Here is a 20,135-nt window from a genome sequence, read left to right as displayed (position 1 = left end):
CGGTTCAAAACTGCTAGACTTTTTTGTTCATGTCCGACTCCAGGCAGCAGGCTGAGGATCACTACTACGCGGCGCTCGATCTCTTCGGGGAGGGCAAGCACGAGGAAGCCGTCGCTGAATATGAAAAGTGCCTGGCGATCGATCCTCGCCACGCCGAGGCGCTGCACGGCTTGGCTCGTGCCTATCAGGACGCGAATCGGCTGGACGAATCGATTCAGATTTCGAAGCGACTAGTCGAACTCGATCCTGACGACATTCTTGCTCACACCAGCCTTTCGATCGCGTATCAGAAGAAAGGCATGATCGCAGAAGCGGAGGCCGCCGCGAATCAGGCGCGAATTCTTGGCTGGAAGCAGCAGCTCCGCGAAGGCAAGGACAAGTCGCTCTAGCGAGCAACACCTTAAGACGAGACTAAGGAGAACCGGCCGCCTCGGCCGTGTTTTTTGCATCCACCTCCAAAAAAGCCTGGATAATCGCAGTTGGTGGTGGAGAGAATTAACTTTGTAGCAGTTGCAAGCAAAACACGCCGAGGCGTCCGGTTCTCCTTATCTCTTCGCTCTTCCGGCTCTTTGTTAAACTTAAGATTCCATGTCTCAGATTCAGCGTAGAAGTACTCCGACAGTCCACATTGGCAATGTGCGCGTGGGCAGCGATGCACCGATTGTTGTGCAGTCAATGACAAACACCGACACTGCCGACGTTCCCGGCACAACCAAGCAGGTTGCGGCACTCGCCCGCGCCGGCTCGGAGCTAGTACGCGTCACGGTCAACAACGACGCCGCCGCACAAGCTGTGCCGCATATCGTCGAAGGACTGGAAAAGATCGGGGTCAACGTTCCGGTGATCGGCGACTTTCACTACAACGGACATCTTCTGCTGAAGAAGTATCCCGCCTGCGCTCGCAGTTTGGCGAAATACCGCATTAACCCTGGCAATGTCAGCATTGGCAAGAAGGATGACCAGAACTTCGGCGCCATGGTGGAAGTGGCGGTCGAGAACCAGAAGCCGGTACGTATCGGCGTGAACTGGGGATCGCTTGATCAGCAGCTGCTTACACGCATGATGGACGAAAACTCTCGTCTTCCAGAGCCGCTTGACGCGCGCGAAGTGACCATGGAAGCCATGGTGGTGAGTGCGCTGAACTCTGCGGTCATTGCCGAGAAGTATGGATTGCGAGCAGACCAGATCATTATTAGCGCCAAGGTTAGCGGCGTGCAGGACCTGCTGGATGTCTACCGCAGCCTTGCCTCGCGATGTTCATACGTTTTGCATCTGGGCTTAACCGAAGCTGGAATGGGAATGAAGGGAGTTGTTGCGAGCGCAGCAGCATTGGCTCCCCTGCTTACTCAAGGTATCGGCGATACCATTCGGGTATCGCTTACGCCAGCTCCGAACGGCGATCGCACGGAAGAGGTGCTGGTCGCACAGCAGATATTGCAGTCACTCGGAATCCGCAGCTTCACGCCGCAGGTCACGGCATGTCCTGGCTGTGGACGCACGACGTCTACCTTCTTCCAGGAACTCGCAGAGCAGATTCAGAGCTACGTACGCAGCAGCATGCCGGTATGGAAAGAGAAGTATCCGGGCGTGGAAGAGATGAAGCTCGCCGTCATGGGTTGCGTGGTCAACGGACCCGGCGAGTCGAAGCACGCCAACATAGGCATCTCACTGCCGGGAACGTTTGAAGAGCCAAAGGCTCCCGTATTTGTGGATGGAAGATTGATGACGACATTGCGCGGCGATCACATCGTCCAGGAATTCATCGGGATTCTCGATGAATATGTCGAAACCCGATACGGCGCCGCTGCCACATCCGCTGCGAACAAGGCCGAGTTCGCGACCAAGGCCTAGGTTCGCTATTACATCAGCGGAGACGCCCTGCCTTCGCCTGACTATTCGTCACCCCAAAACGGGCGGCTAAACTTGGCGGCCGGTTAGCCGCCCCAGATCCCGTCGCAAGCGATCAGGACCGGTTATGAATGCGGAGTATTTGTACTGCAGGGTCCTCACAACTAAACCCAAGAACCTCGTACAAACACTACTTGGCTGCCAGCGATCCAAAAGTTACCCCAGCCCATACCGCAAACACGGCGCAATTCACGGCGATGCGGAACCATGCGTTGTCGATCAGTGAGTTGTATTTTGCGTCAAACATTGTATTTTCTCCTCTCGCATCTATAGACGACGTTTTCGCGTTGTCGTTAGTGAGTACGCGGAAAAATGTTCTCGGGTTCCATTGCGGGATGATTATTTTTTTGTTCTCTGCCTGCTAACCGCGAACACTATTTATCGTCAGGGCTCCCTCAGGTCTTCCACTCAACTGGTAGGAGTCATCGACAGATACGAATTTTGACTAGTGCAACTGCGCGACTTTTGGATTAACATTCTGCGACTTCCCAAGAAGCTGAAACGAAGGTCCCGGTTGGCGTGTGGCCGGAAATGTGCACAGGAGTCCCGAATGATCTCCCAGAGTCGTATTCCTCTATTCGTGCTTGCCATTCTCCTGATGACAGGCGTTGCTTTCTCTCAAACCCAGATCACAACCGGCGTAATTCAAGGAACGGTGCTCGATCCCTCCGGCGCAGTCATACCCGGCGCATCTGTCGAAGCGCACAACCTCGACACGCAAATAAGACAGGCTGCCACAAGCGACGAAAACGGCAGGTTCGCTTTCCTGGCGTTGACTCCCGGCCGATACGAGGTCATTGCTAAAAAGGAAGGCTTTTCGACAATAGTCACGCAGGGGATCGACCTAACCGTCGGCCAGGCAAGAAGCCTGAGCATGACGATGAAGGTATCGACAGCCGGAGAGACGGTCACCGTCAATGCCACAACCACAATCGATACCACCGCAACCGAATCAAGCAGTACGCTGAACAACATAACCATCGATCAAACTCCCATTCTGGGAAGGAAGTTTGAAGACCTGCTGACGCTTACACCCGGGGTCAGCATCGTACAAGGTCCGGACGGGGACGAGATCAACTTCGCCGGCCAGCGCGGAATTTACAACAACATCAGCCTCGACGGCGGTGATTACAACAACGGATTCTTTGGCGAACAAGTCGGCGGACAGCGTGCGGCCATTGACATTACGCTCGATGCCGTAAAGGAATTCCAGGTGGTTGCCACCGGAGCCACAGCTGAGTTCGGACGCACTGCTGGGGGCGTTGTGAACGTGATTACAAAATCAGGTACCGACCAGCTGCACGGGAGCGCCTTTCACTTTCAGCGTCTGGAGGCACTCAGTGCCGATACCTCCGACGGTAAGCCGCTACAGGACTTTCATCGTGAGCAGTTCGGTGGAACGGTCGGTGGTCCAATCGTTAAGCAGAAGATGTTCTTCTTTGGCGCCTTCGAACAGATTCTGGAAAACCTCAATCGCCCGAATTTGAGTACTGCTCTGGGTACATGTTCAGGGACTCCAGTGGTTGGAAGTGGTGACACATTGATCGGAGGCAATGCAGAATGCCAGCGCGTGGCTCTGCTCAACTTCTTTAATAGCAGCCGTAACCAGAACGAAGGCCTACCGGTACAGCACGAGATTCACAACACAGCCCTACTCGGCAAATACGACTGGAACGTGAACCAGGCGAATAATCTGAGCGCATCTTATAACTTTGATCGGTCCAACAATCTCAATCAGACCTTCGACGTACCCACATATGGCACCTCGGCCAACGGAATTGAAGGTCCATCGAAAATCAACTCCGTCAATTTCAACCTGTTCACCACGGTCTCGGCGAAGAAGCTAAACGAAGGTCACTTCACCTTCTCGCGAGAGGATCGGCCTCGCTCGGCGGTTACATCAAACGTGCCGGCCGATACGGCGATGGGCTTCGGCGGGCCGACTTCACCAACCTTCCGTTTCGGAAATCCATTCTTTCTTGGACCTAATATTGATGAAGTATTCAAGCGTACTCAGGTGCGCGACAACTTCTCCATCGTCTCCGGAAATCACACCATTAAGTTCGGTGGAGAGTTCCTGCACAGCAACAACGCGCAGGTCTTCCGCGGATTCTTCGAGGGCCGCTACATTTTCGACTCGGTTGTCGGATTCCTGCACTACGCGACACCGGGAACGGCAACCAGCCATGGCTTTGGACCAAGCACCGCAGAATGCGCGAATGGCACATTCTTGAATCAGGGCGAAACATGCCCAGACGGTTTTAAGGCCACAGCCAGTCCATTGCTTCTCTATCTCCAGGGAGCTCCGACAGGCTTATCGAACCTCACACCCGGAGCTTCGGACATCAACAACAATAACTACGCGTTTTTCCTGCAAGACAAATGGCAGTTCCGGCCAAACATCACCTTCAATTACGGCTTACGCTGGGAGGCTCAGACTTTTCCCGATCCGGTAATCCCGCCATCGAAGGCCGCATATGGCACGAATTTGAGCGATTCTCGATTCCCATCCGACGGCAAGATACCGAACGCAACCAAGATGTTTCAGCCGAGGATCGGCGTGTCGTGGGACATCAGGAACAACCAGAAGTCCGTTGTGCGCGCCAGCTGGGGCATCTACAACGCGGAGTTGAACATGCTTACTCAGGTAGGAGCGATCACCACGAACGGCGTGCAGCAACAAACGCTGTTTGCGGGAAATGTGGCAACTTGTCCTTTGGCGTCGCCTCCCGCAGACGGCTCTTGCCCCGGAGTTCCGCCAGCCTACACTCAAGTCTTCATTAGCCCGAACGGTCCAAAGCCACAGTGGCCGGATTTCATCCACTTCACTCCGCCAGCTGGCGGAGCATTCCCGTTCCAGCCCGGCGTCACGGTCTTCAATCGCAACTACAACAATCCTCGCACTTACACCGGGAACTTTGCCTTCCAGCAGGAGCTGGCCACGAATTGGACAGGCTATCTTGATCTCACGATTTCGAAAGGCGTTTACCTGACGCGATTCGTAAATCCGAATACTGGAGCTGCACTGCCAATTAAACCAACCGACAATGTCGATACGGTCAGCTACGCTGCCGGACCATTCACGAATCTCGGAGCGGTTACCGATACTCAGAGCACTGCCCACTCGCTCTACCGCGGCATGACCGTCGGAGGCAGAAAGAGCTTCAGCCAGAACTATCAGCTGGAGTTCAACTACACGCTTTCGGAAGATCTTGACGATGACTCCAACGAGCGCGATCCCTTCACCTTCCGCTACTTCAATCGTTTTGACTTCCGTAAAGACTATGCATTCTCAGACCGCGATGAGCGGCACAGATTCAATATGTTCGCCTACATGAAGCTGCCATACGGAATCGAATTCAGTCCGCGCATCCAGGCGCATACGGCCCAGCCGATTACTGACAACCCTCTCGGCACAGGCACTGGCGCACCGTGCAGCTCGAATAATTCAAGGACCCGCGTCGTGAACGGAATTGACTGCGGACGCAATCACCTGCGCAAAGACAACGGCTACTTCAGCTTTGACTGGCGCGGAACCCGTCCGTTCCATTTTGGCGACCGTTATGCATTAATCCCGCAAGTGGAGATGTTCAACAGCTTCAACAATAAGAACAACGTCAATCCGCTGGTTAGTCCGGCACTGTTCAACTTCGACGGGTTCCTGCGCGAAGGCGTTGGGGATCCGCTGCAAGTTCAATTGTCGGTGAAGTTCCTTTTCTGATCGCGAGAGAATCGCAAGGGGCTGCTGCGGCAGCCCTTTTTATTTTTTGGCTTCGTAAAGCAGGTTTGCGATACTCATTCGCAAATGTCTCTCAAGCCGATCCTCACACTCGACCTGTTCCCGATCCTTGAAGGCAAACTGATCGAACTGCTCAGGTGCCTGCGCCATGACGAGTGGTCGCATCCCACTTTGGCAAAGCAATGGACGGTTAAGGATGTGACGGCGCACCTGCTCGATGGCAATTTCAAACGGCTCTCTATTCAGCGTGACGGATTCTTAGGCCTGACGGCTCCGCCGCGAGACGGTTACGAAGCCTTTATAGGTTTCATCAATCGCAACAACGCCGAGTGGGTGCAGGCCGCGCGTCGCCTCAGCCCGCGAGTTTTGATCGATCTCATGGAGATCACGTCGAACGAAGTGCACGCTTTCTTCCGCGGACTTGATCCCAATGCTCCTGCTCTCTGGGGAGTTACTTGGGCTGGCGAGGAGAGTTCCGCGAACTGGTTCGACGTCGCTCGCGAGTACACGGAGCGTTGGCATCATCAGCAACAGATTCGCGTGGCCGTCGGGCGCCCAGGAATCAGCAATCGCGAACTCTACTTCCCGGTGCTCGATACTTTCATGCGGGGCATGCCGCATGCCTTTCGGTCCGTGCGGGCGCGGGAACGAACGATCGTTGAGATTGAAATCAGCGGCGAGGCTGGAGGTTCCTGGTTCGTGGAGAGGGCCAACGCTGGATGGCATCTTACAGAAAACGCGCCATCTGCGGACGCAACGTTAAAGATGGATCAAGAGCTCGCTTGGCGCGTTTTCACCAAGGCTGTTGATGCACAGGCCGCGGCGCTCGAGGTCGAGATAAGGGGAGACCGAGCATTGGCTATACAAGCGTTGTCCCTGGTCGCAGTGCTTGCGTGAATCTCAGCGATACAAGACTAAGAGTACGCGGTAGGTACTCATCCCATTATTATCGGCCTTGGTTGGGCAAGCTCCGATGGAGTAACCACCGGAGGGGAGCTCGAGCACTTTGCTCATGGCATTGGCGGGAAGATCGTTCGGAGTTGCCGTGGTGAAATTGAATGCGGACGCCTGCATGTCACGATGCGGCAACGCGGCAAAGGCCGCGCTCGCGGAGCTTTCACCGGAGCAGGCGACGCGACGCAGCTGTGGAGCATGAGTCGCTTTCAGTGCTCCGAGGCGGCGACGACTGCGACGGGATGCAATCTGCTGGTCAACGGCTTGTTCGAAATCGTCCGATGAGAGATTCTGCAGCCCGGTTGCAAAATCTTCGGTAGCCCAGAGACGGTTACCGGCACGCACGATTCCGACTCCCAATTCGGTATACACAGGATTAAGCACGTTAGAGCGATGGCCCGGCGAGTGCATCCACCCGCTCTGCAGCTCCTCGGGGCTGTCAGCGTAACCCACATTCTCGGCGGCGCCGCTGAACTTTGCGCCATGCTCCGATAGCCGCTGAGTAAAAGGCGGCTCCCCCTTGAGCTGATGGGTCAGCTCTTTGTGGTTGGCCATCTCGTCAGAATGTAAGCGTGCGGCGATCGCCAGCCGGTTATTCCACTTGAGGGGCGGAGCGTTGACCTTCGCGCGCTCCTCGTTGGTCCACTCGAGTATCTGCTGCTCCATTTGCGTTGTGCTGGTGATCTCCTGACTGAGCAGCCGCAACGAAACAAGACAAGAGAGCAGCATTACAAGGCGCGATACTCGCATCATTTCGTGAGTTTGCGCCGCGCTGATCCACCCGATTGGGAATTACTGGACTTGCGTTCATTCTGCGAAGGAGCTGCAGATGCGGCCTGTCCCGCAGGTTGCAGTGCGGATCCTTCACCCGGCTTCCGGCGTCGCTCGAGCAAGGCTTGGTCGCGCTCGATTCGTTTGCGCAACTTCTCTGCCTTCATGCGGAGGCGTTCTGCGGGCGTTTGTTTCTTTGATTGCTCGGCCCAGTGTTTTTCAAGGTCGCGTTGGCTTTGGCTCTTCACGTAATCAGGATGGCACAAATGAGTTGCTAACGCGAGCGCTGCTGCGACGTAGGCTGTCGGCGGTCGGCCACTGAACATCAAGGAGCCATCCAACTCACGATCGCGAAGCGCCAAAGGAAATCCAGGTATCGAATTCCCAGCTGGCAGTCGGCCGAACGCCGACACCCGAGAGCCGACAGCCGTGTCTACGCTGACGCGCTCTTATTCTTGATCTCGGCCAATAGGCGCTCGATTTCGTCCTCGCGTTCCAAGGTCGCGAAACGATCCTCGATGGAATCGCCGCTTAGCTCCTGATGCGCGTGGTTGATAGCTTCGCCGCGCCGAACCTTTTGTTTCATGCGGTCGAAAGTCTCAACATGCTTGCCATCGCCAGCAGCGGACTGCGCGGTGCGAGCCTTCCCGACCACACGAGACCGGCGAGCCTGGGCAACCAGCACATCGCATTTCGACTGCGCCTCTTCGAGCTTTTGCTCGAGCTTGCGGAGAGCGGTCTTCAAGTTCTCAACTTCGATCTTTTGATCGGCAACCTGCTGCTCGAAGTTCTGCGCAGTCTGTTTCGTGCTTAGCGAGCGCTCGATAGCGGCCCGTGCGAGATCGTCCTGCTTCTTCGAAACAGCAAGCTCCGCCTTGCGTGTCCACTCGGCTGCTTTCTCGAGGTTCTCTTTCTGTTTCTTCTCCAGGAGGTGCTGGTCGGCGATCGCAATCGCTACCTGTGTTTTCACCTGAAGAAGCTGGTTCTGCATGTCGAGGATGACCTGCTTGATCATCTTCTCGGGATCTTCTGCCTTATCGACCAGGTCATTGATGTTGGCCCGGATTAATGTCGAAACTCTTTCCAGTAATGCCATGACTCAACTCCTTTCCGTAGATCAGCTATTTCCTTGCATCTGAGTGCTCGGGGCCTTTGACGATTTGTCGTGAGCCATCTGATCGCTCAATCAAGTCATAACCCGATTTCTTTCCCGACCTGCGAGCACAGCGCCCAGTGCCGCTCCGACGGCGGTCCACACGGCGAGGTGTCCGTTAAGAATGCCGAAGACCACCCCGCTCAGCAGCACCGCCACGAATGCACCTTTCCATGGATTCATAACTACTCCTGCAAATCATTCTTCCAGGAGAAACGCTCGCTTTGGCGGGCGTCTCCCTTGTGAACTTATTACTGTGTCTGCGAACCGGCACCCGCCGACTTCTTCTTCGAAGCGTCGCCGTCTGTCTTGTCGGACTTCAACTGCTTCACCCGGCCAAGCAGCTCGTTCATGTTCATGCCGGAGAAGGCTTCGAACAGTGCTGGAACTTGTGCCGCGATCTTCGCCATGTCGCCGGTGATTTTGCTGGCGCCTGCCGCTCCATCGTTGCCGGTGGAGACGATCGTGATCTTATCGACGTTCGCGAGTGGCGCCGCCATCGCACGGACCACTTCGGGAAGACTGGTGATCAGCCTGTCGACAACGGCCGCCTGGTTCCACTCCTGATAAGCTTCGGCCTTCACGTTCATCGCCTTGGCTTCGGCCTCGCCTTTCTTGAAGATGATCTCGGCTTCTGCCTCCCCTTGCGCGCGCGTCGCAGAGGCACGGCCTTCCGCTTCGAGCGTCTGGCGTTGACGCTCGGCTTCGGCCAGCGTCTGAATGCGCTGACGCTCGATCTCAGCCTCTTTGAGCACGGTCGCGATCAGCTCCTTCTCATGACGCAGGATTTCGGCTTCCTGCACCTTGATCTGCTGTTCTTTCTCAATCTGCTGAACCTTCACAGCCTCGGCGATCACCGACTGCTGTTGAATGTTGGCCTGGATCTCATAAGCCTTATCGGCCTGCGCCTGCTGCTTCTTAATCAGCTCCGAGTAGGCAGCTTTTTTGACCTCAAGATCGCGCTGTGCTTCGGCCTGCTTGGCCTGCGAGAGCGTCTCGGCGAGCACGCGCTCCTGATCGGCCTTGGCCTTTGCGATCGCGGACTCGCGTAGCGCTTCTGCGCGCTTGATCGCCGTATCCCGCTCCGCTTCGGCGGCGGCAACGTCGGCATCGCGCTTGATGCGAGCAACATCCGGACGTCCCATATTGGCGATGTATTCGTTCTTGTCCTTCACTTCCTTGATCGTGAACGAGACCACTTCGAGGCCCATTTTGTTCAGATCGTCAGAACAAGTCGATCGCATGCGATCGGCAACCATCTCCGGCTCCTTAACGATCTGTTCCACCGTGAGTTGACCGATAATGCCGCGCAGATGACCCTCCATCACCAGACGAATCAGGCCTTCGCGCTGCCCTGGCGTCTTGGTCAGGAATTGCTCGGCTGCCGTGAAGATCGAAACTTCGTCCGACTTCACCTTGATCTGTGCCACGGCTTCTACCGATACGGCGACTCCCTGATTCGTGTACAGATCCTGTTGCGGAGCTACATCGAACGACATCAGCTCCAGCGACAACATTCTTGAACTCTCAACCAGTGGAAATATGAGAGTCCCGCGTCCCGTTCGTACTCGTCTTCCTCGAAATCCATAAACAATCAATGCTTCATTTGGTCCAGCTTTTACGAACAGCTTGGCGATTCCTGTCAAAAGGAGGAAAAGTCCAAGGAGCCCCAAACCCACCCAAATCTGTAAGTCATGTGACATAACGTTTCTCCCTGCATCCCAATAAGGGATCCAACTACTGTTTGCTCAACTCTCCGGCTTTGGCATCGGCCTCTCCGGAAATCTCGTCCCAGGTACGCACGTACGCGATACCGCACTCATAACGCGTAACGACCACTTCTGTTCCTTTCGCGATCGGCGTTCCGTCTTCACTCCGTGCGCCGCAACTACGCCGCGTGCCTACTTGTTCAAAGACCATTTCTCCCGTACCGCCACTGCGGATCGAACTAGTCACGCGGCCAAGCACCCCCGTCATCTCGTATTCCGCAGCGTCAACCCCGACGTCGTACTTCATCAGGAACTTTGCAAGGAAGAGGAAAATGATCGAGCCCCCGACGCTGCCGCCAAGCGTTGCCGCGGCAAGAATAAATCCGAACCAGAAGCTCGAATGCCGGGTCATCAGATATCCCATGGCGCCAAACCAGGTCAGGAACGCCATGAGTGAGAACGAATTAAAAATGGAGAGACCGCCGCTCGAACCCAAACCCTTGCCCAGATGTAAATGCCATTTCACAGGCAGATGAAGATGCAGAGTTCCCGTCAAGAACGAGAGCGCGCTGAACCCGAATCCCACAATGAAACAGATCAGATAGAAGAGTTCCCAATTCATAAGATCTCCTCTCCGCGCGTGCTGCCATCCAGTTTGCGCTTCCCGTTTTCGCGGCTGTGCCCATTCGGTTTCAGGACCTGAAGCAAGCGTTCCGCCAGTCCCGGCGTGTCCAAAATGGCGCCGAGCAACACGAGGCAACCGCGCGAGTCGTCGTGCTTGGCCGCCTCCAGCAGCGCGTGGCTTACCTGCGCATCGCGGCGGAAGCGCTCGGCCCCGGCGATCAGCCAAAGATCAAGACGTTCCTCAAGCGTGCGCACCTCCGAAATCAATTCAGTGTGATAGCCCTCGGGGTCATCCACCAGGTATCCCGGATGAACCTTGAAGAAGCGTGCGAGCAACAAGCGCGTGGTGTTGGTGAGGTGCGGACGCGCGCCCTTCTCGATCTGCGACAGATATGACTGACTGATGCTCGCGCCCGACTCTTTCTTTAGTGCACGAACGATCTCCTGCTGCGTCATCTCGCGACCAAGCCCGCGAATGCTGCCTTCCACCTCACGCAGGTACCGAATTTTCTCGCCTAGCTTCACGGTTTTTCTCTCTATCACAAATCGCAATAACAATATTACTTATTGCAATAGATGTCAAGCGGGTTGCTTGTGAATTTCTGATCAGAGCGTAAGTAATTGATTCTTGAGACTTACGTCTCATGGCAACTACGCTAGCCTGACCCGAGTAAAACCATGAAGCGCAGAAAGGAGCACAAAGGAAGGAATCCCGGAGCACAGAGCTCACTGGTTTTATTCTTCGTGATCCTTCGTGTACTTCACTGTTTAGTTTTTTTTTTGCTTTCTCCCGGCTCCCTCGCGTCCGTGGTTAAATGAGTTCGTCTCATGCGCTCAGTCCTCCGCAATCGCCTCGCTGCCTTTGGCGTCGTGCTTGTTTGTCTGTTCGTGATCTTTGCGCTATTTGCGCCGTTGATTGCGCCGCGTGATCCGGCGCAGCTTGATCTGTCGACTCGCCTTGAAAGGCCGAGCCATGGGCATTGGTTTGGCACGGATGAGCTTGGACGCGACATCCTTTCGCGCGTGATTTATGGCGCGCGTATCTCAATGCTCGTAGGAGTCAGCGTAGTCGCCGGCTCATTGCTGCTCGGATTATTTTTCGGATGCATCGCCGGATACTACGGCGGCGGCATTGACCGCTTTTTCAATATTGTGGTGATGAACGCGTTTTTGTCGTTCCCTGGAATTCTGCTGGCCATCGCCTTCGTGGCCTTCCTCGGACCGGGAATCTTCAACCTGATTCTTGCGCTCTGGATTGGCGGATGGGTTGGCTATGCGCGACTCGTGCGAGCACAGGTGCTGTCGGTTCGGGAACGGGAATTTGTGGAAGCTGCTCGGGCCTTGGGAGCCAGTGACTGGCGGGTAATTACACGTCATATTCTGCCGAACATTATCCAGCCGGTCATTGTGCAGGCGGCAATTGGCATGGCGGGAGCTGTGCTTGCCGAGGCAACAATGAGCTTTCTCGGGTTAGGAATACCGCCACCGACAGCAAGTTGGGGCTCCATGTTGAACGACGGCCGCTCGCATCTTTTCGATGCGCCCCACCTGGTCCTGTTCCCTGCCGCGGCTGTGATGCTCGCCGTGCTGTCGTTCAATTTTATTGGTGATGCACTGCGCGATTATCTCGATCCACGCTCGCGGATTGAAGCTGGGCTGTGAGCGCTCACAGGACTGGCACGAACATGCTGCAGAGTAGAGACGCAGCATGCTGGGGGCTTGGCCAAATTAGCTTTGCGGAAATGGTTTTGAAGGGGCATGGCTTCAGCGAAGCGGAGCCGTGCCATCAGTCCAGACTTAAAATCGGGCTTCAGCCTCGGCGTCTTTATTGCAATTTAGAAAGAGCACGTCAGCGGCTTAAAGCCGGATTTCAGGCCGGTTTTAACGGCACGACTGCGCTTCGTTGAAACCGTACCCCTTCAAAGCCTCACACGCTGAGCAGTCCATTGTGTCTGTGCCACTTTTTAATCACCGCAACTCTTGGGCCGAGTCGTGTTTCTACTGGTAGGCCTGCCGGCGGGCCGTGACGAGGAGAAAAAGATTATGAAACGCACTCTGATTGGCATAGTTCTCATGGGAATCCTAGGCGCCGGCTCGTTGATGGCGGAAGATCGCGACTGGAGAGCCGACCGCGATCTTCGACGCGACTACGCAGACCGCCGCGCTGATTATCGAGACATGAGTCATGATCGAGCCAGGATTGCTCAGGATCGCCGCGAACTTCGTGAGGAGCTTCGTGAAGGCGACTGGCGCGGAGCACAGCGAGAGCGCGGAATTGCGGAATGAATACCGCGACATCAAGCGCGACCGCTGGGATGCTCGCCGCGATACCCGTGACGTCCGCCATGACCGGTACTGGGGTTGGCGTTAAATTTTAACTGCGGAAGCCGGCACTTCCTGCTGAAGAAGCTTCCGCCAAGTAGAAGGGGCAGTCTAGCGTGAAGACTGCCTTTTCTCTTTTCCCTGACATCTTCACATGTTTTGGCCCGGCTCCCTCCATCCCAAGCTCTGGCGCAAACAGGCATACAAAAACCGCAACTCTCTCGTGAATTGGTGTTGCTAGCGATAACGGCTAACCCCTGAAGCCGAATTCTGATCAAGCGAGAAACTCAAATGAAAGGAATAGCAGTGGGGATTTTGCTGTTAGCACTGGCCGGTACTGGCACCGTGATGGCACAAAACCGTAACTGGCGATCGCATGGCAGCAGCGACTGGCGACGCGCCGATTATGGTCGCCATAACAATGACCGGAACTGGCAGCGCGGTGACTACGTCCGCCACGATCAGTATCGTGGCTGTCGTGAGCGTCGCGACATCCACAGTGACATCCGGCGCGACGAACGCGAACTGGAACACGATCGTTGGGAACTTCGCCAGTTTGAACGCGAAGGCAACTATCGTGCGGCAGAGCGTGAGCGCGAGGAGATGCGCGAACGATACCGCGACATCCAACGCGATCGGCAAGTGGCCCGCAGAGACCGCTACAATCGCGTTTGGGACTGGACGCGCTACACCGGTTTCGGTTGGCGCTAGAAACTCAGTGCGAATTAAAGAGGGCAGCCAGAAGCGGCTGCCCTTTTTTCATCCTTGGAGGTTCTCTTCTAGCTTCCCTGCTTCTGCGCTCCCGCTTTGCTGGTAGCCACCTTAACTTGCTGTTCCTCTTCCAAAGAATCCGCCGGATTCACGATCACCTGATCGTCAGCCTGAAGTCCAGCAACCACTTCGACTGAACTGCCGTAATCGCGGCCGATGGTTACCGCGCGGAGATGAACTCTATTATCGGTATCGACAACCGCCGCGCGCGGACCTTCAGGTCGGAAAAGCAAGGTGTTGATCGGAATCGTCAACCGTGGAGCATCGATCTTTGCCGCGAAGTGCACCTGAGCGTAGGCTCCGGGCAGAATTTTTCCTCCCGGATTGGGAACATCGATCTCAGAGAGCAAAGTCCGCGTCGAGGGATCAATGACTTCGGAGGTTCGCACGACCTTTCCTTCGAACTGCTGACCCGCATATTCGCGCTGCTCGAGAAATGCCTTCATGCCGATGTGAATGGCAGGGCTATAAGTCTGCGGCACGTTGACATACACCCGGAGCGGATCGACCTGCGCCACATCGAACAGCTCCTTGTCAGATCCCGTGTTCCCGGCGTTGATTAAAGCGCCAACATCGATATTGCGCTTCGTAAGCACCCCGCCGAACGGCGCGTACACGTGCTTGAACGACTCCATCTGCTTGAGCCGGCGCACGTTCGCGTCTGCGGCCGCAAGATTTGCCTGCGCTTGCTGATATCCGCTGACCTGCTGATCAACTTCCTGTTGCGAGACGGAGTCGCTCTTGCGCAGATTCTGCCAGCGTTCTGCCGAACTCTTCGCCAAGCCCAGTTGGGCTTGGATCTGCTGGCGAGTCGCGCGTGCCTGCAGCAATTCCTGGTCGACTTCCGGAGTGTCGATGTCGGCGAGCAAGTCACCTTTATTCAAGTGTGAGCCGATGTCTTTGTACCAGTGCAGGACATATCCGTTGGTGCGCGCGTAGATTGGAGATTCCTTGTATGCCTGCACAGTGGCGGGAAGGACCAGTTCCTCGTGCGATTGTTCCTGCGTAGGATGAGTGACCGTGACATTTGGAATCGCGAGGCGCTCTGTCTCCGCTGCGAGAGCTTTCTTTTCGCCCAGCTTGCTCGCGATCGTTATAGCGCCGGCGATGACCAAGACGAGGATGACTGCGCCTGCGATCCATCCCGCCTTCCGTGCCGACTTGTTCTGCGGCGGACGGCTGGCGGACGGGTGTTCCGTTTCCGACGGAAAGTTAATGACTTCGGGATAACTCACGTCTTCCTGTAATTCCTTTCCCAATCTTGTCTCTACTCCTCGTGAACCCATTCTGGTGCTGCCCGTTCTATCACGTGCCCAGACTTGCGTCCGTGAATCATTGTAAAGACCGCTGGCACAAAAAACAGAGTCGCCACGGTGGCAAAGAGCAGGCCGCCGATGACGGCGCGGCCCAAGGGCGCGTTCTGCTCGCCGCCTTCGCCCATCCCCAGCGCCATGGGCACCATGCCGATGATCATTGCCAGAGCGGTCATGATCACGGGACGGATGCGAGTGAACCCAGCTTCCATGGCCGCCTGAAACGCCGGAAGTCCGGCATCCATGCGCTCGCGCGCGAACGAAACCAGAAGAATGCTGTTTGCCGTGGCAACTCCCACGCACATGATCGCGCCCGTAAGCGAGGGCACACTCATGCGCGTGTGCGTCAGCAACAACATCCACATGATGCCGGCCAGCGCGCCCGGCAGTGCAGTAATAATGATGAATGGGTCGAGCCAGGACTGGAAATTCACCACAATTAGCAGGTAAACCAGAACGATTGCCATGATCAGTCCGAAGGCCAGTCCTACGAAGGATGAGGTCATGGTTTCAACCTGTCCTCGAAGCGTGATGTGCGTTCCTCGCGGCAGTTTGCCATTGAATTCCTTCAGTACTGCGCGAACGTCGCTAGCCAATCCACCCAAATCACGTCCTTGAACCGAGGCGTAGACGTCCACTACGGGCGTGATGTCGTAGTGATAGATCGCTGCGGGAGTCGTATTCGGCTTGATCGTCGCAAGATTCGCCAACACTTGTGGTGAGGGCGCCGACGACGAACTAACCGGCGTGTTCATGAGGGCCTGCATGGAGTCGAGGCGATAGTCGGGAGTCTGAACGGCAACGTTGTACGTGACTCCATTTTCCGGATTCAGCCAGTAACTTGGCGCGGTCTGGAAGCTGCCACTCAACGAGACCAGCAGGTTGCGCGCAACGTCCTGTTGGTCGAGTCCAACTTCCTTGGCCCGCGAGCGGTCGATGTTCAGGTCGATTGCAGGGCCGTTCATCAACTGCTGCACATGCACGTCGGCGGCGCCTGGCACGTGGCGCATCCGGTTCGCGATTTGCTCGGCAATCGCGTAATTCCCGTTGAGATTGCGGCCAATCACCTGAACGTCAATGGGTGAAGGCAGGCCAAAGTTCAGAATCTGACTCACTATATCGGCGGGCTGGAAAAAGAACTCCGTGCCGGGAAAATAGAGCGGCAGATCCTCGCGAAGCTTCTTTACGTAATCTGCAGTGGGGTGATGATGCTCCTGATTTAGAGAGACCAGTATCTCGGCATCGGAGGTGCCTATTGTTCCGCTGGTGCTGTAGGTGGTGTTAATTGAGCTGAATGGCAAACCAATATTGTCGAGGATGGTTACCAGTTCGTTTCTGGGAATTTCCTGCCGCAGTACCTTCTCGACTTCATCACAGAGGCGCGCTGTTTCTTCGATCCGAGTACCGGCACGCGCACGCACGTGTAAACGGAAAACTCCGGCGTCGACCGCAGGAAAGAAATCCTGGCCTAGAAAGAAGATCAGTCCAGAAGATAAAACGCAAAAGCTGAGAAAGGCCGCCGCGAATATCTTGCGGTGCTCCAGCGCGTTACCCAGCAGATCCCGGTAAGCCTCACGAAACTTTTCGAAGGCGCTTTCAAAACCACGCTGGAGCCTTCCGAGGATCGTCTTCGGCGTGGCCGCTTTGTGCTCGTGTCCTCGCATGATGTACAGCACCATGGTTGGGACGAGAGTTCGCGAAAGGAAATACGACGCCAGCATGGCGAATACAACCGCCTCAGCCAGAGGAACAAACAGATACTTGGCCACCCCCGTCAGGAAAAACATAGGCACGAACACGATGCAGATGCAGATCGTTGAGACAAAGGCCGGAAGCGCGATCTGCTGTGAGCCATCGAGGATGGCCTGCTTCATGTCTTTGCCCATGGCGAGGTTGCGCTCGATATTCTCGATCGCGACGGTCGCATCATCGACCAGGATTCCGACGGCTAGAGCGAGCCCTCCGAGCGTCATGATGTTGATCGTTTCGCCGAGGGCACTCAGCAGGATGATGGAGACGCAGATCGAGAGAGGAATGGAAACAGTAATGACTACAGTTGGCCGCCAATCGCCCAGAAACAGCAATATCATCAGCGCCGTAAGCACGGCAGCGATGGCGCCCTCGCGCAACACTCCCTGAATCGAACCTCTGACGAATAGCGATTGATCGAAGAGTGTTTTGATCTGGAGGTCCTGAGGCAGGCTTTCGGCGATAGTAGGCAAGCGCGCTTTGATCTGAGCGACAATGTCCAGGGTCGAGGCGCCACTATTCTTCATTATGCTCAGCAGCGTGCCGCGTACTCCGTCCTGGCGAACGATGTTGGTCTGTGGGGTGAAGCCGTCGCGTACATGTCCGATGTCACGCACATAGATCGTCGCGCCGTTCTTGGTTTTGATAGGGAGATCGTTCAGCTCGGCAACTGTCTGCGTGCTGCCATTCATGCGCACATTCATTTCCAGGCCGCCGATCTTTGCGGTGCCGGAGGGAAGAATCAGGTTCTGCGCGTCGACCGCATTCACTACGTCTACCGGAGTCAGCCCGTGCGCCTGAAGAGCCTGCGTGTCCAGGTCGACGGCGATCACTCTCGCTTTTCCACCGTAGGGGTACGGAATTGCGGCGCCTTTGACCGTTGTTAAAGGAGAGCGAACAAAGTTCAGCGTGAGATCGTTGAGTTCCTGCTCGGGAATGCTTTTGCTGCTGATGCCGACCTGCACGATGGGAACGCTTGATGCCGAATAAACAATTATTAAGGGCGGCTGCGTTCCCGGGGGTAATTGGCGCACCATCTGCTGCGAGACAGCGGTTACCTGAGCGATGGCCATCTGCAGGTTCGCCGTGGGCTGAAAATAAATCTTCTCGATGGCCCGTCCCTGCAAGGCAACGGACTCGATGTGCTGAATGTCGTTTACCAGTGTCGTCAGGCCACGCTCGGTGTTGCTGAGAAAACGGTCGGCCATCTCCTGCGGCTGCATGCCGGAGTACTGCCAGACGATGCTGATGACTGGAATATTGATTTCGGGAAAGATGTCGATCGAAGTGCGCAGAAGCACGATGGGAGTAAGGATCAGAATCAACAGCGCCATCACCACGAAGGTATAAGGCCGCCGTAAGGCTAACGACACTATCCACATCGAACGAGAGACCCCCGGTCAATTCTGCAACTAAAGTGGTAAGTTCTTATTTTAATTCCGAAACAGAACGTATCGGATTTATTTTATGTTAACGTGATCTTATGCCGCAAACCTACGCTCCCGTGGAGAGCGCAGAAGCAAGGGCCAGTAGTGGGAAGCGAGCTCCGGGAAGGCCGCGCAGCGAGGACGCCCGCAAGGCCATCTTGCGCAGCACGCTGAAGCTTTTGCAGGAGATGGGATTCCCGGACCTGTCGATCGAAGCGATCGCTGCCGACGCCGATGTGGGCAAAGCTACCGTCTACCGCTGGTGGCCCAACAAGGCATCGCTTGTGGCCGAGGCGTTCTCACGCAGTGCGGACGAGGAATTGCGCTTTCCCAATACAGGATCTGTGCGCAACGACGTCAGCATCCAAATGAAACATCTGGTGCGCATCCTGCGCGGACGTCGTGGACGAATCGTGGCGGCACTCATCGGCGGAGGCCAGTCGGATCCTGAGCTTATCCAGGCATTCCGCGACCGCTTCATGATGCCTCGCCGGCAAGAGGCCTACCAGACACTCCGCCGCGGCATGGCGCGTCGTGAGTTGCCGGAACATGTCGACCTCGATCTGGCACTCGACATCCTTTACGGCTCGCTGTATATGCGCTTTCTGATTCGGCAGACGGGGCTCACTGAAGACTACGTGGAACAGGTTGTCGCTCTCGTCTTCGACGGCGCTGCGAAACGCGAGTAGTCTATGGTTCCGTGGTTCCGGCCGCCTGGGCCCGTAAGTCGTTCGCAAAACCAAGGCGGCCTAAAAAAACCAATAACTAAACCAACTTGACGTCGTCGAAATAGAGTCCGCTGCACTTGTATGCCGCAGACCGGCCGAGGGCGGCCGGAACACGTAGGCAGATTTAGGATTGAGACAAATAAAAAGGGGCCATTCCGATTTCATTCGGAACGGCCCTTCCGGGGCTTCCTCGGGGTGTCGAGGAAGACTTACCGGCTGTTGGGGGCAGCCGGAGTAACGTTTTGCGCAGCAGTGTTTTCCTGCACGTTGGTCATGAGCTGCACGTCGACCCGCCGATTCTGGGCACGGCCGTTGGCGGTGCGGTTAGACGCAGCTTCCTTATCCTTGCCCAATCCCGCCACGTAGACTTTGTACGCGGGCACGTTGTACTGGCTGGCAAGGTATTGAACAACCGCCGCCGCACGCATCTCACTGAGCTTGTAGTTGTACTGAGAGCCACCCACCGAGTCGGTCCCACCAATCAACTGGATTACATATCCCTTTGTGTTCGGAATGTCGTTGGCGAGCTGATCGAGAGCTTGTTTGGCTTTCTTGCTGAGTACGGCACTGTTGAAAGCAAAGTGCACCGAGGTCTCCGCCACTGGCCGATAGTTATCGAGATTGGCTACGGTGTTGGTTAGTGCATCGACTTTGCCTGAAGTCTGAGTGGCGGCCTGGTTCGCCTGATCGGCTGCCTGACCAGCAGCGAGCGCCTTCTGATCGACGGAAGCGATCCGGTCATTTACACCTTGAATTCCCTGCTGAGAGCGAGTATCGACGTCCCGGATGTCGCGCGTGTTCTTCGCAGTCAGGTCGTCGAGTTCGTTGGTCTTGTTGATTACTGGCGCAGCTTCGTTGCGCACATACTTCTTGGTGGCGCATCCGGCGTTGAAGACCATCGCCGCGCCCGCCACGACAATTAACAATGAGCGATTGACAATCATTTCTTGGCTCCTTAACCCCTAAC

General features: G+C 55.9%; 17 protein-coding genes. 8 read left to right on the top strand and 9 right to left on the bottom strand.

The genetic code is table 11. The annotated features are described in order from the left end of the window. Positions 1-29: 29 nt before the first annotated feature. From DMG62_04555 to DMG62_04540, 4 genes are all read left to right on the top strand, one after another. Positions 30-389: a hypothetical protein gene (locus tag DMG62_04555; GenBank protein PYY24282.1), complete on the top strand. Its 360-nt coding sequence runs from the start codon at positions 30-32 to the stop codon at positions 387-389. A gap of 199 nt (positions 390-588) precedes the next feature. Beyond that, positions 589-1,851, top strand: a complete 1,263-nt coding sequence (gene ispG / locus DMG62_04550; GenBank protein PYY24281.1) for a 4-hydroxy-3-methylbut-2-en-1-yl diphosphate synthase — start codon at positions 589-591, stop codon at positions 1,849-1,851. A 607-nt stretch (positions 1,852-2,458) separates the two neighbouring features. Continuing rightward, positions 2,459-5,629, top strand: a complete 3,171-nt coding sequence (locus DMG62_04545) for a TonB-dependent receptor (GenBank protein PYY24280.1) — start codon at positions 2,459-2,461, stop codon at positions 5,627-5,629. Between the two features lie 84 nt (positions 5,630-5,713). Beyond that, positions 5,714-6,544: a hypothetical protein gene (locus DMG62_04540; GenBank protein PYY24279.1), complete on the top strand. Its 831-nt coding sequence runs from the start codon at positions 5,714-5,716 to the stop codon at positions 6,542-6,544. A 3-nt stretch (positions 6,545-6,547) separates the two neighbouring features. Here the strand turns inward: DMG62_04540 and DMG62_04535 are convergent, their stop codons facing one another. The 6 genes from DMG62_04535 to DMG62_04510 all read right to left on the bottom strand — a co-directional run bounded on the left by DMG62_04535 (position 6,548) and on the right by DMG62_04510 (position 11,383). Beyond that, positions 6,548-7,354 (bottom strand): hypothetical protein, encoded by an 807-nt coding sequence (locus tag DMG62_04535; GenBank protein PYY24278.1) that lies wholly within the window; start codon positions 7,352-7,354, stop codon positions 6,548-6,550. Then, positions 7,351-7,785 (bottom strand): hypothetical protein, encoded by a 435-nt coding sequence (locus DMG62_04530; GenBank protein PYY24277.1) that lies wholly within the window; start codon positions 7,783-7,785, stop codon positions 7,351-7,353. The genes DMG62_04535 and DMG62_04530 overlap by 4 nt, the downstream gene beginning before the upstream one ends. Positions 7,786-7,805: 20 nt before the next feature. Beyond that, positions 7,806-8,468 (bottom strand): phage shock protein A, encoded by a 663-nt coding sequence (locus DMG62_04525; protein PYY24276.1) that lies wholly within the window; start codon positions 8,466-8,468, stop codon positions 7,806-7,808. Positions 8,469-8,776: 308 nt separating this feature from the next. Further along, a complete protein-coding gene (locus DMG62_04520) occupies positions 8,777-10,228 on the bottom strand; it encodes a flotillin (protein ID PYY24275.1) in 1,452 nt (483 codons plus the stop codon). A gap of 34 nt (positions 10,229-10,262) precedes the next feature. Next, complete coding sequence (locus tag DMG62_04515) at positions 10,263-10,856, bottom strand: hypothetical protein (protein PYY24274.1); 594 nt, start codon at positions 10,854-10,856, stop codon at positions 10,263-10,265. After that, positions 10,853-11,383, bottom strand: coding sequence for a transcriptional regulator (locus DMG62_04510; protein ID PYY24273.1), 531 nt, complete (start codon positions 11,381-11,383; stop codon positions 10,853-10,855). Before DMG62_04510 ends, DMG62_04515 begins: the two co-directional genes overlap by 4 nt. Positions 11,384-11,686: 303 nt before the next feature. On the opposite strand from DMG62_04510, the gene DMG62_04505 reads away from it, so the two are divergent. From DMG62_04505 to DMG62_04495, 3 genes are all read left to right on the top strand, one after another. Next, positions 11,687-12,520 carry a peptide ABC transporter permease gene (locus DMG62_04505; protein PYY24272.1) on the top strand — a complete coding sequence of 278 codons (834 nt, stop codon included), beginning with the start codon at positions 11,687-11,689 and terminating at the stop codon, positions 12,518-12,520. Between the two features lie 381 nt (positions 12,521-12,901). Then, positions 12,902-13,144, top strand: coding sequence for a hypothetical protein (locus DMG62_04500; protein ID PYY24271.1), 243 nt, complete (start codon positions 12,902-12,904; stop codon positions 13,142-13,144). 327 nt (positions 13,145-13,471) lie between these two features. Then, positions 13,472-13,891 (top strand): hypothetical protein, encoded by a 420-nt coding sequence (locus tag DMG62_04495; GenBank protein ID PYY24270.1) that lies wholly within the window; start codon positions 13,472-13,474, stop codon positions 13,889-13,891. Positions 13,892-13,959: 68 nt separating this feature from the next. Here DMG62_04495 and DMG62_04490 read toward each other — a convergent pair whose 3' ends face one another. Then, positions 13,960-15,237 carry an efflux transporter periplasmic adaptor subunit gene (locus tag DMG62_04490; GenBank protein PYY24269.1) on the bottom strand — a complete coding sequence of 426 codons (1,278 nt, stop codon included), beginning with the start codon at positions 15,235-15,237 and terminating at the stop codon, positions 13,960-13,962. Continuing rightward, positions 15,219-18,395, bottom strand: a complete 3,177-nt coding sequence (locus DMG62_04485) for an RND transporter (GenBank protein PYY24268.1) — start codon at positions 18,393-18,395, stop codon at positions 15,219-15,221. The genes DMG62_04490 and DMG62_04485 overlap by 19 nt, the downstream gene beginning before the upstream one ends. Before the next feature lie 101 nt (positions 18,396-18,496). Here DMG62_04485 and DMG62_04480 point away from each other — a divergent pair, with 101 nt between their 5' ends. After that, positions 18,497-19,129, top strand: coding sequence for a TetR family transcriptional regulator (locus DMG62_04480; protein PYY24267.1), 633 nt, complete (start codon positions 18,497-18,499; stop codon positions 19,127-19,129). A 248-nt stretch (positions 19,130-19,377) separates the two neighbouring features. On the opposite strand, the gene DMG62_04475 is transcribed toward DMG62_04480, so the two are convergent. Beyond that, positions 19,378-20,112, bottom strand: a complete 735-nt coding sequence (locus DMG62_04475; GenBank protein PYY24266.1) for a flagellar motor protein MotB — start codon at positions 20,110-20,112, stop codon at positions 19,378-19,380. Positions 20,113-20,135: the final 23 nt, after the last annotated feature.

It is taken from the genome of Acidobacteriota bacterium (genome assembly GCA_003225175.1).
GTDB lineage: Bacteria > Acidobacteriota > Terriglobia > Terriglobales > Acidobacteriaceae > Gp1-AA112.
Note: the sequence above shows the minus strand (reverse complement) of the source record. Positions and strands in the feature narration are given on the sequence as shown.

Bases quoted from the DNA above. Each gene is read 5' to 3' on its own strand.
- DMG62_04555 (PYY24282.1), top strand. From the start codon at position 30: ATGTCCGACTCCAGGCAGCAGGCTGAGGATCACTACTACGCGGCGCTC.
- ispG (PYY24281.1), top strand. From the start codon at position 589: ATGTCTCAGATTCAGCGTAGAAGTACTCCGACAGTCCACATTGGCAAT.
- DMG62_04545 (PYY24280.1), top strand. From the start codon at position 2,459: ATGATCTCCCAGAGTCGTATTCCTCTATTCGTGCTTGCCATTCTCCTG.
- DMG62_04540 (PYY24279.1), top strand. From the start codon at position 5,714: ATGTCTCTCAAGCCGATCCTCACACTCGACCTGTTCCCGATCCTTGAA.
- DMG62_04535 (PYY24278.1), bottom strand. From the start codon at position 7,354: ATGATGCGAGTATCGCGCCTTGTAATGCTGCTCTCTTGTCTTGTTTCG.
- DMG62_04525 (PYY24276.1), bottom strand. From the start codon at position 8,468: ATGGCATTACTGGAAAGAGTTTCGACATTAATCCGGGCCAACATCAAT.
- DMG62_04520 (PYY24275.1), bottom strand. From the start codon at position 10,228: ATGTCACATGACTTACAGATTTGGGTGGGTTTGGGGCTCCTTGGACTT.
- DMG62_04515 (PYY24274.1), bottom strand. From the start codon at position 10,856: ATGAATTGGGAACTCTTCTATCTGATCTGTTTCATTGTGGGATTCGGG.
- DMG62_04505 (PYY24272.1), top strand. From the start codon at position 11,687: ATGCGCTCAGTCCTCCGCAATCGCCTCGCTGCCTTTGGCGTCGTGCTT.
- DMG62_04500 (PYY24271.1), top strand. From the start codon at position 12,902: ATGAAACGCACTCTGATTGGCATAGTTCTCATGGGAATCCTAGGCGCC.
- DMG62_04495 (PYY24270.1), top strand. From the start codon at position 13,472: ATGAAAGGAATAGCAGTGGGGATTTTGCTGTTAGCACTGGCCGGTACT.
- DMG62_04490 (PYY24269.1), bottom strand. From the start codon at position 15,237: ATGGGTTCACGAGGAGTAGAGACAAGATTGGGAAAGGAATTACAGGAA.
- DMG62_04485 (PYY24268.1), bottom strand. From the start codon at position 18,395: ATGTGGATAGTGTCGTTAGCCTTACGGCGGCCTTATACCTTCGTGGTG.
- DMG62_04480 (PYY24267.1), top strand. From the start codon at position 18,497: ATGCCGCAAACCTACGCTCCCGTGGAGAGCGCAGAAGCAAGGGCCAGT.
- DMG62_04475 (PYY24266.1), bottom strand. From the start codon at position 20,112: ATGATTGTCAATCGCTCATTGTTAATTGTCGTGGCGGGCGCGGCGATG.